Source organism: Pseudoalteromonas aurantia 208, assembly GCF_014858725.1.
GTDB lineage: Bacteria > Pseudomonadota > Gammaproteobacteria > Enterobacterales > Alteromonadaceae > Pseudoalteromonas > Pseudoalteromonas aurantia.
This window is the reverse complement of record NZ_AQGV01000014.1, coordinates 166,207-178,568: the sequence shown is the minus strand read 5'-3', so window position 1 is coordinate 178,568 and position 12,362 is coordinate 166,207. Positions and strand designations below refer to the sequence as shown.

Sequence of the window (12,362 nt, the reverse complement as noted above, 5' to 3'; positions counted from 1 at the left end):
ATTTATAAGGATAGAAAATGATGATAAGCCCAGCAGAGTAATGATTTGATACGCAATGAATTGGTTGTGGTGTGTATGAAGATGCTTCATATTGACGGTTATTTATTTACTCAGGATAGGTAAATTGGGTAACCTAGATAATGTTTTTTAAACACGATAATAAGGTGAAGTATGGAACTTTCTGCATCAGTGTCTATTCAGCGTACAGATAGCGGGCTTGAGTATATACAGGTTGATAGTGCGTTATGTCGAGGGAAGGTATTTTTACAAGGCGCACAGTTAACAGAGTTTACCCCGAAAGGCCAAGGCAATTTGATTTGGGTTTCAGCTGACGAAGATTACATTGAAGGTAAAGCCGTACGTGGGGGGATCCCGATTTGTTGGCCATGGTTTGGCGTGCACAGTGATCCACAATGGCCTATTCATGGGGTGGCACGCAAACTTATATGGCGCGCTGAGGAAGTTATTGAGCATGATACCCATGTGGAAGTTCGTTTATCTTTGCCTATGACATTAGTCGATGACACTTACTGGCCGCATCAGTCTAAATTAGAGGTAACATTTTTGTTTGGCCAAAGTATTGAGGTGCGCTTAACCAATACCAATCTAGGCCAAAACGCATTTACATTGACGCAAGCCTTACATGCGTATTTTCCAACTCCGTCTATTAATGAAACGTCTGTTGACGGCCTACAAGGTGCTCAATATATTGAGTTTGGCCAGGGGCCGTTCTTACAAGAGGAGGTAGTACATTTCGCGCGAGAAACAGATATGGTGTACACCCAAGCGCCTGCTACACAAATGATTAATACACCAGATGGGCGTATTGAAGTGAGCAGAGAAAACTCTCAGTCATGTGTTTTATGGAACCCTTGGGTTGAAAAGTCGCAGCGTTTAAGTAACTTTAAAGATGATGAATACTTATCGATGCTCTGTTTGGAAGCGGCAAACGTTATGGATGATGCTATTGTGGTTAATCCTGGAGAAAGCCACACCTTATCTACCCGTATTCGCTGGGCTTAAGCGGCCTAATTTTTTGCTATTGCACCACCGGCGGTGATAATACCTTTAAGGTGCGATAGCGCGTCCATCTTGATAAATGGGTACAATGATAGTCTCTATAACCTACCGTTTTTTGGTAAAAACTGACACATAATATTCCCCTTCATGGTTGTACCCCACGTGTACTGAGGCCTACTTGTGCGACATAATTTACAAGGCTCACAAAAAGTAGACGCATAATCATCATGTAGACTACAGATAAATGTGGGTTAACAGTCGTATGTTTTTTTGCTTCTTTCATTGTAAATCGTGAAGTGCTTACAGAGCATATTTAAAATTAAGTTACGATATTTATTTGATAATAGTTATCATTAGCATATAATGAATGTTAACAGGAGGTGAATATGTTAGTGATACTGTGTTTGTTGGCATTATTATTAGTGATTGCTGTACTGATCAACGTTAAAGCAAGTAATACAATCAGTCGTTATTTACATCGACTTGGTGTGTGGAGTGCCGCATCTTTGGTGGCAGCAGCAATGTATTACGCAGGATTAAGTGCATCGCTGGCGATATGTGTTCTTGTTGTGTCTGCTGGTATTTTAAGCTTATTTGTTTCTTTGGCAAACCCAACGGTACACCCGAGTTAGTAATATGTTTTTACACTTACCTTTGAGTGTTTAGATTAAATAATTGCCATTATTTGCGATACTTAATATAAGGTGGTTATTTTGAGTTGATTATGCTGCGATTATTACTCTGGATCAGTGTTTGCGGTCTCTCTTTTTCGGGTTGGGCGACGCCTGAGTGGTCAACGTTACGTACCGCCCATTTTAATGTGCACTTTACTGATGGTCACGATGCATGGGCACAATCAGCTGCGCAAGAATTAGAGCAAGTTCGACAGTTTATTTTAACGCAACAAAATCGCAGTTTACCCGCAATTGCAGATGTGGTTGTATTTGATCCTATCCATGGCGCAAACGGGTTTGCGTTGCCCAGTACAGATTCGCCATTGATGGCACTGTTTACCACGCCACCGCAATCAGACACGGTTATTTCTAACAGTCGAGGGTGGCAGCAACTACTTATTCTTCATGAATATGTACATTTGGTCCACTTATCTCAGCCCTCACGTAACCGATGGCGACAACGCATTCGTAATAGCTGGGATCTCTATGATTTGCATGAAGCAACAATGCCACGCTGGGTAGCAGAAGGGTATGCAACATTATTAGAATCAAAGATGACAGGACGAGGGCGCCTCTACGATAACTTTAGCGAAGCAATATTAACTAGGTTTGCTCAGCAAGGAGCATTGCCGACTTATCACCAACTCAATGGTGCAGACGAGCGGTATTTATCTAACACCATGGCATATTTGTTGGGGGGACGGTTTCTTGCTTGGCTCGAAAAAAACTACTCAGAGCAAACACTTGATGCTGTCTGGGTGAGAATGCAAGCGGTAAAAAAACGGCGTTTTCAAGACGCATTTACAGGCGTGTTTGGGCAACCAGCAGAACAGCTTTATCAGCGCTTTATTGCAGAATATACGTATCACAGTATGCAACAAGAACGTGCTGAGCCGCAGTTGGATGACACAGTATGGATGAAAGCAGATTTCAGTGCACATAGCCCTGCATTGTCGCCAAATAAGTCACTACTTGCGTTGGTTGAACGCAATGCTCAAGGCGCTGTGTATTTGAATGTCTATGCAAATGAAGACAATGCTCAGGCGGCCAAAGAATTTGCCAGTGAGCAGCAGCAAGTATTAGCACGCGATGAGCTGGATATTGTTGATAAAGCGCCAGAGGTATTTCATCGGGAGCGACAATACCAATTGCCATCACGAAACCACGAAAGCATTCGTTACCCGCAGTGGTTGGATGATAGCACCATATTGTTTGTGTCTGGGGTGAAAGAGCACGTCAATGATCATCATGTCAGTGGTGAGCTATTTCGCTGGTCATTAAACAGCAATACACTCACTCAACTGACGACTGGCGCAAGTATTCGTCGATTTACGGTGGGTAAAAAAAGTAAGTATGTATATGCAGAACAAGCTCGCTATGGATATTCTGATTTAGTATCGATACACCTTTCACCTCAGCATATCACCCCACTCACAGAACATCAGTTGGGGGAAGTGTATGATTTTCCAACTTTAAGCTACAGTGAACATGCCTTAGCTTATTTAAAAACGGGTTTGAATCGCCATTGGCAATTGATTGTTCGACGCATTGACAATGGCATTGAATATGAAGTGCCAATGCCGGCAGGCTATCAATATGTGGCACATCCGCAATGGCATCCAGATGATGGTAGCATTGTCTTTATAGCGGGTGTTGATGGTGACATAGATATGTACAGTTATGAATTTGAAACAGAAAAACTAACAAAGATCACCAAAGGCCAGCAGGTGGTTGGTTATCCCACTTTTTTAGATGATGATACGCTGTTGTTTCTATCGATGAATGCACAGGGCGTTGAGTTGCGTATTATTTCGACACAAGTAGGTCATGAGGTGCAGGCGGTTAACATAAAGAGGGGCCTTAAAAGCTCGCGAATGGACACTACACAAAAACATACCCGATATTTATCTGAAGCCCAAATATACGAGCCCGTTCACCCTAAATTGCCTTATGATATTTGGCAGCAGTCAAGCTCTTTAGCACTTGGGATTCAGTACAATAGCGCATCAAGTTCACTCATTCACGTGGGAGTTAAAGGCTCTGATTTCTTAGAGCAATTAAGTTGGCAAGTGGGCCTAGTGCAAGACACAACAGCAACCAAGTTATCAGGGTATTTTGCGGATATTCACTATGAAGATAAGGGAGTGAAGTGGCAGGGGAAAGTATTTGATGTTGCACATCGCCCTCACAATGAGGGTGGAAGTGAGCTTGTTCACGAGCAAAAAAGGGAAGGAGGCTTCGTGCAACTTTCAAACACATTGACGTATTCAAGGTGGGCGTTTAAGGGTCAATTAGCTGCACATATCAGTGATTTGGAGCGTCAATATGTAGACCAGCGCGCGCATTGGTTGCGCGTTGGTGCGGCTTATCGTTGGTCTGATGACCAACAAGATTTTGCGCTTGCGAATGCCATGTCGTGGCATTGGTATGAAGGCGAAATAGGGGAGCATGTATGGCAGGGATATGATGTTGCAGCGCATATCTCTGGAAAGGTTGCTCATATTCCTTGGTATATACAAACCAACCAAATGTTGCGCCAAGGTAGTAGCTTGCAATTAGGGGGATTTGTTACACCTATTTTGGATAACAACATTGAGGCGAATCAAGTGTTCATACCAGAATTGGCGTTATCTAGTAGGCAAGGAAATCACTATCAGCAGTTTGGTGCTGGAGTAAGTTGGCGCGTGAATAAACCATGGTTATATTATCATCAACACCACCTAGATAATGAGGTTTTAGGTAACAGTTATGGTTTTCAATTCACTACGTTTATCGAAAAAAGCAGTTGGTTAGGAAAGTTTGCACCTGCAGGTGTGAGTGATTTACGTATTGATTTTGGCTTGGGTCGGGTATCCGGTAGGCTTCTGGAAAATGAAAATAGAGTGTGGCTTGGTGTTTGGTACGATCAAAAGTAATGTATGAGCACTTGAATATATGAGGGCGGCTTGTTTAAGAAGCCGCCCTCCGTCTAACTAGGAGATAGACAGATGTTGATTATTGAGTGTAGTCAGCTTTTAGAGATACACCGCTAAATGTTCTATAAGCTCGGATCATGACGTGATACCGACCAGCTCCTTCATTGACTGTACATGTTTCGCTATTCCCACTTCTATATGGGCGACATGTCCAATTAGACGTGGTTGGCTTCTGGTCTTTTTTCACATATAAATCAGCATCACCAGTGCCGCCATATAGGTTAAATTTAATATTAGTTGCGCCGGCTGGTACATCAAAATAGAAGAACTCTTCAGAGCGGTTACTGCCTTGTAAGTCTGACTTAGCGACGCCATTTTGTAACTGAGCAGGGTCTGTACCATCATTGACTGAGACTGTTTTACTGGTTGTTGCTGTCGCACCACTAGAGTCGGTTACCGTTAATGACACAGTGTAATCACCAGCTGCTGTAAAGCTATGACTGGTGTTTGCACCAAACCCATTGCTGCTGTTATCACCGAATTGCCACTCGTATTGGCTAAGCGAGCCATTTGGTGAGGTTGATGCAGTACCATCAAAGTTACAATTTAGTGCTGAACAGTCTGCAGAGAAGCTCGCAGTTGGTAATGGATCCGTCGAGCCATTGTCACCGTCAGGTATACCGTTAAAGTGTGAAGAAACTTGAGGCCAAATACGGCTAATTTTAGCCCCTTTGTTGGTGCACCCACCTAAGTGATGCAGGGCAATTACTTTATTGGTTGCTGCCGCTAATACTGGCGAGCCAGAAGAGCCGCCAATGGTATCACAGTAATAACCTAAATCAGTGCCAGTACCGCGGCCATTCGCATTAGCTTGATTCACTTGGCATAGGTTGTTGTTATCTTGATCAGATTCAATCGATAGCTCTTTGGGGTTACCTGAACCATGTTGAGGAATATAGATACGTTCACCTTGCGTTGCGTCACGTACATCTAATCCAAAGTAACCAAATGGTGCTGCTTTAGCAAAGTCATTAATTGAAAAGAGTGTGTAGTCTAATGTGTAGTCGGTTGCAAAGAAATCTTTACCCGTGACTTTAACAACTGTTTCTCTGGTTGAGCCATTACAGCTAGTGTTTTGATAGTTAAACCAAACCTCTGTAGAGGCCAGCTCTGCTGCAGTTTCAACGCAGTGATTATTGGTAAACATGCGGTTATCAGCGCCCACTCGCCAACCAGTACACAAGCTACGGCCACCAATAACGAGCCGGGCAACAGGACGACTGCGTTCAAATTCAACAGGGTGAGATTCAGCCCAACATTGCACGTCTTTACGTTCATTGATACCACAAGTTGATTGAGTATCGACGTCGGTGCCATTTAAAATACTGATACCGTTTTCTTTACCATAGTAATAATGATCAATGACTGGAGTGACGTTACTCGATCCTGCTGTGTATTCTACGACAACAGCATCACTCGATACTGACATGGTAGAAAATGAGGTTGTACCATTGTCACCTAATTTGGCGTCGAGAGTGGCTTTTTTCATATCAGAGATGGTGTATTCGTAACGCTCACTGCCATCGAGGTTTCTAACGACCAACTTGCCGCCACCACTTAGGTCGAGGTTCTTAAAGTGTAATTTTATATAGCTGGCATCGGGATGCGTTATGGTTTGTTTAAACGATCCTGCTTTGGTTGTCAGGACAATGTTTGTTTCTTCTTTTGCACCGATCACCGCTTCGCTGGTTTTACTGGTATATTTTAGCATTTGCGCTTCAGTAAGCGGCGCTTGTGCCATTGTAGTTAACGATACTGAACCAATTAATGGTAGTAAATAACGCACTTTCATTTTAATTTCCTTACATGTAGTTGTCGTTTGTATAAAAATCGAACACAACCAACATAGTTAGAAATTTGTTAACTGTAAAGTGTTTTTTGTTAACTTTAGCGTTACCTTTTGGAGAGTAATTGCTCTAGTGAGCTTAATTTAGCTTGATATATACCAGCTTTTTTCTGGTCTTCTGCTTTGAGTAATGCTTCAGATAAAAAGTGTTGGGAGGTACTGAGGTTGTTTTTTTGGTAATGAAGTTTGGCAAGTTCAAAATAAGGTTCTGGCAAATATGGAAACTCCTGTACCAGTTCAGAAAGTAATTTTTCTGCTCGGGTATAATGCTGATTCATAAAGGCTTTTCTAGCAATGTTGATGATGTCAAAAGGGGTTTTTGCTGAGGCTTCACTCATGGCTTCTAGTTTTTTGACTAATATCATATCGTTGAGCTCTGCTGCTAGATAGGTATAACTCGATAACAGGTTACTGCTGATAAGGCTGTGTTGAATAGCATACTCAAATAGTCTTTTTGCCGTGTCAGCATCGCCTGCCCTACGGTGTAAAATGGCAGCGAGGTTGATCAACTCGGGGTCTGTTTTTTTATGTTTAAATGCTTGTTTTAAATAAGAGTAGCTCTTATCAAACTGTTCATTTAGTAACTCATTGGTTGCGAGGTTTGCGTAAAACTTTGCCGTCAGATCATCCACTGTTGCAGTACTGACAAAGTAAATATCTTGTGCTGGAAAGTAATCGATAACAGTACCGGGGCGTATTGCACTGATCCATCCTTCGGGATTGTCATCTGGCGCAAAGAGCTTTGTTTTAAAATGATTTGAGACAAGTAAGGTGCGTTCTGTTTTTTTGTAGACCGGAATGGATGCCACTTCTCTGAAGCTTGTTTCAACATCAATTAAGTTGGCATATGCCTGCGTCAATATAGCAAGACTAATACAGTTTCCTTCATCTTGTACCAATGTTTGCGCTGCAGATAATGTCGCCCCATCGTAAGTAAACTCATTAAGTTTAGTATTTAGATAGTTCGCAATGATTCTATCTTCTCTTACCCCTTTTGTTAGCGCGTCTTGATGATACGCATGAAACTGAACTTGCTCAGCGGTTGGCAATAAGAAAATGTCTGCTTCTGGAATCACGGCTTGTTCGTTGAACAGACTGTGGTTGAATAATGAGCTTGGATCTTGAGGCTCGGTTGATGAAGGGAGTTCGGTTGATGTACATCCGATTAATGATGCTAATAGTATGATAATAAAGACTTGCTTCATCTCGTATCTCAAGAAATAAAACCTTAATTTACCGTCTTTCAATTTATCGTACAAGGTGTAATCGGATCTTAATGTGGGCTCGTAATATACATATCACTGGCTTTATGACGTGTGGTAGTGAGGAGATTATGCCTCTATGTATACGAATAGGGTATTAGAGGTAATGGTTTTGTTATAAAAAATGCCTGATGTCGCAACAGAATCTTACAAATGTCACGTTCATTGCGGTACTAATCTTGATAGTATAGCTGTAGGAAATTATTACAGGATAATTTAGTCATGCAAACGAAAACATTAAAATGGATCTTGCCTTTCGTGGCGTTAACAATTGGTATAGCCGGTTCTAAGGGGATTAATGCGCTAGCAGCAGAGCCAGATGCAAAAGCGCACGTAGATAGTCGGCCGATAGTCGAAATTGAAACGGTGTCAGCATTAGATCATCAGGTTGTGATAAACAGTTATGGTGAAGTTAAGCCATTTGAGTCGACTCAACTGTCAGTACAGGTATCTGGAGAAGTGATCGAATGGCACTCGAATTTTGTCTCTGGTGGCATTGTGGCACGCGGAGATGTCCTGATGCGTATAGAGAAAGATAATTATGAGGCGGCAGTATTACAAGCTGAAGCAGAGTTATCGCGCGCTCAAGCATCACTTATTGAAGAAAGGGCATTGGCGGATGTTGCAGCTGATGAAGCGAAGCGCTTTCCAAACCGTAAACACACCGACTTGTTTTTGCGTAAACCACAAGTACTGAGTGCGAAGGCGGGTGTAAAATCAGCAAAAGCGGCGTTAAAAAGAGCACAGCGAGACTTAGATAATTGTGAAGTGAAAGCGCCTTATGATGCGTTAGTCATTTCTCGAGATGTGGGTGTGGGCCAATTTGTGAGCACAGGATCACCAGTTGCGACGTTAAATAATGTTGAATTTGCAGAGATTGTTATTCCAATTGCAGGGTTTGATAGTGCATTTTTACCAGAAAGAGTGACTGGAATTGCAGCCACAATTAAACAAAGTGGACTCAATGGTTTTACGCGTCATGCGTCGATTCATCGTGATTTAGGAGTCGTAGACAGTGATACGCGTATGGTTAATCTCGTTGTGCGTGTTGAAGATCCTTATGGGTTAGAAACGCGTCAACCTGAAGTTAGATTTGGATCGTATGTGCAAGTCAGCTTTGGCGGTAAAACACTGAATAAAATTTACCGATTACCGCAAGATTTGGTCAATAACCAAACGGTGTGGCTGCTTAATGCGGACAATGAGTTAGAGCCAAGAGAAGTAAAAGTCATTAGAGAAGAGGGAGCCTATTTTTATGTGAGTGCAGGTCTTAACGACAATGAGAAAATTGTTATGACAGTGCCTGAATATCCACAAAAAGGTATGGCAGTAAAAGTAGCTGGTGCAGATTCATCGCAGCATGACACAACTGAAAAACTTTAAAAGGTAGGTGTGCACTGTGAGTACTCATGAACAGCAAAAGCAAACTGGGCTAATTGCCTACTTTGCAAATAACTCCGTAGCCGCGAATTTGTTAATGTGGTTTATTATCCTTGTCGGTTTTTTTACTTATTCAACGATCCAACGACAAATGTTCCCTAATGTTGAGCTGAATTACATCACGGTAACAGCAAATTATCCTGGTGCATCTCCACAAGAGATTGAAGAAAGTATTCTGATCAAGTTGGAAGAGTCTTTACAGGATGTAACTGAAGTTGAAGAAGCAGTTTACCGAGCTTCGAGAGGTACTGGTAGTGCGAGACTGAAGGTGGATGCGAATGCTGAATTAACCGATGTCTTGGATAAGGTGAAGCTTAGAGTTGATAGTATCGCGACATTTCCAGCTGCGATGGAACCTTTGACGGTCAGTCAGTCTGAATTTCGTCAAGATGTGGTGGGGATGACAGTGGCCGCTGATTTGCCACTTACGCAACTGAAGCCTATTGCAAAACAAATAGAAGATGAATTACTTCTGTTGGGTAATGTTTCTTTGGTGTCGGTTGATGTGCCATTAGATGAAATTGCGATAGAAATTAAGCCTGATATGTTACGTCAATACAATTTAACGATTGAAGATGTGGCGAGTACCATCCGCAATTACTCTGCCAATATTTCAGCAGGTGAACTCAGAACAAGCGCTGGTGTTATCTCTGTGAGAGTGGAAAACCAATCTTACAATGGCGATGAGTTTCGTCAACTTCCTGTCAAAGTAGGGGCCAGTGGTGCGCGAGTTTTGCTAAAAGATGTGGCAACAATAAAAGACGAATTTACCGAAGGTGAACGTTACTTTAAGTTAAACGGTAAAAATGCCGTTTATATTCAAGTTAAAGCAACGACTGAGCAGAACATGGTACCGGTGGCTAATTCCGTTAAAGCCTATATCGAACTTAAAAATACCGAACTGCCTGCAGGTGTTGAGATTAAACCATTGGTTGATATGACCTATTACCTAAATGGTCGATTGAGCATGATGAAAACCAACTTGCTGCAAGGGATGTTTTTAGTTGCATTGATGCTGTTTTTGTTTTTACGCTTTAAGTTGGCGATGTGGGTCACCATTGGTATTCCGGTGTGTTTTTTAGGCGCAATGATGATGATGCCTGTATTAGGGATCACTGTAAATGTAACCTCTTTATTTGCCTTTATCATGGTGCTGGGAATCGTGGTTGATGATGCAATCGTCATTGGCGAAAGTGCGTATACTGAAGTTGAAAAGAAAGGCCCTGGCGTTGAAAACGTAATAAGGGGTGCAAAGCGCGTGGCAACACCTGCAACGTTTGGTGTACTGACGACTATGGCTGTGTTTGCCCCTTTGATGTTTTCTACCGGTCCAGATAGTGCGAATTTTATTTCCATTGCGGGTGTTGTACTGTTATGTCTAGTGTTCAGTTTAGTTGAGTCGAAACTGATTTTGCCAGCACACATTGCGCAAATTAAGTTTAAACCACTGGCAGAAAAAAGTTGGCGAAATGGATTTAATCGCCGTTTCTTCGGTTTTGTAAATGGGCCGTATAAACGCTTTGTGACAACGTGTGTAGAATGGCGTTGGACGGTACTTTTCTCATTCATTGGTGTGTTTGCTATCAGTCTCGCTTTATTGAGCAGTGGTGCCGTTCGCACATTATTTTTACCGAAGATCCCACATGATTTTCCAGCAATAAAAATTACCATGAATGACAATGTCTCGGATGAACAAACGATTAGCGCTATCAAACAATTGGAACAGCTTGTACTCACTGTAGACAAACAAGTTGAGCAAGAGTTTGGTGTGGCAATGGTCAAAAATGTCATGGTATTCAATAGCGACCGCACACATGGTCAAGTGATGGCACCGTTAGTGGATGAAGAGTTACGCCCGTTTAATACCTTTGAACTGACACGCCGTTGGCGAGAACAAATGCCAGAAATTCCTGGAGTTAAATCAATTCAAGTTGAGGATGAAGTCATTAACCTCGGTGGTGGCGGTGACTTTGGTTACTTGTTATATGGCTCGGATATAGATACGCTCAATGCGGCTGGTCGACAGTTGATCACCCTGCTGCAGCAAGAAAAAGGGTTGTTTGATATTAGTTCATCTATCGACCCTGCCAGTAAAGAAGTTCAGCTTATCCTTAAGCCAGTTGCTTATGATCTAGGGTTAACATTACGAGATGTGGGTAACCAAGTTGGCGCTAGTTATTATGGTGGCGAAGCGCAACGTGTTATTCGTAATGGGGAAGAGGTACGTGTCATGGTACGTTATCCAAAATTGACACGCGAAGCATATTCTTCATTGAAGCATACACTGATCACTACTGCGACGGGTAAAGAAGTCATGCTCGGTGACGTGGTTGACTTAGTTGAGAAGCCAGGGATCAGCCAAATACGCCGAGAAGAGGGTTATCGCACAGTCTATGTATATGGCAATATCGATGAAGAAGCAATTGAACCCACAGCCGTGACCACCCGAATTGACGATGTGATCTTACCAGAACTACTTGCTAATTTTCCAACCGTTAAAACGAAGCTAAGTGGTGCAATTGAAGAGCAACAAGCACAAGCAAATGAACAAGCCATTTTCTTTGTGATGGGGATGCTGTTAGTTTACATTTTATTGGCGATACCATTAAAAAGTTATGCCCAGCCGCTCATTGTCATGTCAGTGATCCCGTTTAGCTTAGTGGGCGCGCTATGGGGGCATTTATTCTTTGGTTTAGAATTGAGTATGATGTCTGCTTACGGCATCATTGCTGCCGCCGGCGTTGTTATTAATGACTCCCTAGTAATGACTGACTTTGTTAACCAAGTACGCAAACAAGGCATGGCATTAAAAGAAGCGGTTATTGAAGCTGGTTGTGCGCGTTTTCGAGCGATAACACTCACATCAATTACCACCTTCATGGGTGTATTACCCATCATGTTTGAAACAAGTTTGCAGGCAATGTTCGTGATCCCTATGGCGGTCTCTCTAGGGTTTGCAGTGCTATTTGCTACCCTGATCACGTTACTATTGGTACCGTGCTTATATATCATTTTGACCGATATACAGCAGGTGTTTAGTAAGGCTGCTGAATTTGTTTTAAAGCTCGTGCGTTTTGTAAAAATGCGTTTTTCACCTGCTTAATTAAGTAGAGCGACCAAAAAACCAGCTTCACGCTGGTTTTTT

General features: G+C 42.3%; 7 protein-coding genes. 5 read left to right on the top strand and 2 right to left on the bottom strand.

What is annotated here, in order from left to right; all coding sequences use genetic code 11:
- Positions 1-171: 171 nt before the first annotated feature.
- The 3 genes from PAUR_RS17915 (at position 172) to PAUR_RS17905 (ending at position 4,609) form a co-directional block, all read left to right on the top strand.
- Entirely contained in the window at positions 172-1,023 is an 852-nt protein-coding gene (locus tag PAUR_RS17915) for a D-hexose-6-phosphate mutarotase (protein ID WP_192509096.1), read from the top strand.
- Between the two features lie 383 nt (positions 1,024-1,406).
- A complete protein-coding gene (locus PAUR_RS17910) occupies positions 1,407-1,652 on the top strand; it encodes a hypothetical protein (protein ID WP_192509095.1) in 246 nt (81 codons plus the stop codon).
- 92 nt (positions 1,653-1,744) lie between these two features.
- Positions 1,745-4,609 (top strand): TolB family protein, encoded by a 2,865-nt coding sequence (locus tag PAUR_RS17905; protein WP_192509094.1) that lies wholly within the window; start codon positions 1,745-1,747, stop codon positions 4,607-4,609.
- A 79-nt stretch (positions 4,610-4,688) separates the two neighbouring features.
- Here the strand turns inward: PAUR_RS17905 and PAUR_RS17900 are convergent, their stop codons facing one another.
- Positions 4,689-6,461 (bottom strand): PKD domain-containing protein, encoded by a 1,773-nt coding sequence (locus PAUR_RS17900; protein ID WP_192509093.1) that lies wholly within the window; start codon positions 6,459-6,461, stop codon positions 4,689-4,691.
- A 101-nt stretch (positions 6,462-6,562) separates the two neighbouring features.
- Positions 6,563-7,720: a tetratricopeptide repeat protein gene (locus PAUR_RS17895; RefSeq protein WP_192509092.1), complete on the bottom strand. Its 1,158-nt coding sequence runs from the start codon at positions 7,718-7,720 to the stop codon at positions 6,563-6,565.
- Positions 7,721-7,999: 279 nt separating this feature from the next.
- On the opposite strand from PAUR_RS17895, the gene PAUR_RS17890 reads away from it, so the two are divergent.
- Both PAUR_RS17890 and PAUR_RS17885 read left to right on the top strand, forming a co-directional pair.
- Positions 8,000-9,160: an efflux RND transporter periplasmic adaptor subunit gene (locus PAUR_RS17890; RefSeq protein ID WP_192509091.1), complete on the top strand. Its 1,161-nt coding sequence runs from the start codon at positions 8,000-8,002 to the stop codon at positions 9,158-9,160.
- A gap of 16 nt (positions 9,161-9,176) precedes the next feature.
- Positions 9,177-12,320 carry an efflux RND transporter permease subunit gene (locus PAUR_RS17885; RefSeq protein WP_192509090.1) on the top strand — a complete coding sequence of 1,048 codons (3,144 nt, stop codon included), beginning with the start codon at positions 9,177-9,179 and terminating at the stop codon, positions 12,318-12,320.
- The last annotated feature ends 42 nt before the right edge of the window (positions 12,321-12,362 follow it).

Bases quoted from the DNA above. Each gene is read 5' to 3' on its own strand.
- PAUR_RS17915 (WP_192509096.1), top strand. From the start codon at position 172: ATGGAACTTTCTGCATCAGTGTCTATTCAGCGTACAGATAGCGGGCTT.
- PAUR_RS17910 (WP_192509095.1), top strand. From the start codon at position 1,407: ATGTTAGTGATACTGTGTTTGTTGGCATTATTATTAGTGATTGCTGTA.
- PAUR_RS17905 (WP_192509094.1), top strand. From the start codon at position 1,745: ATGCTGCGATTATTACTCTGGATCAGTGTTTGCGGTCTCTCTTTTTCG.
- PAUR_RS17900 (WP_192509093.1), bottom strand. From the start codon at position 6,461: ATGAAAGTGCGTTATTTACTACCATTAATTGGTTCAGTATCGTTAACT.
- PAUR_RS17895 (WP_192509092.1), bottom strand. From the start codon at position 7,720: ATGAAGCAAGTCTTTATTATCATACTATTAGCATCATTAATCGGATGT.
- PAUR_RS17890 (WP_192509091.1), top strand. From the start codon at position 8,000: ATGCAAACGAAAACATTAAAATGGATCTTGCCTTTCGTGGCGTTAACA.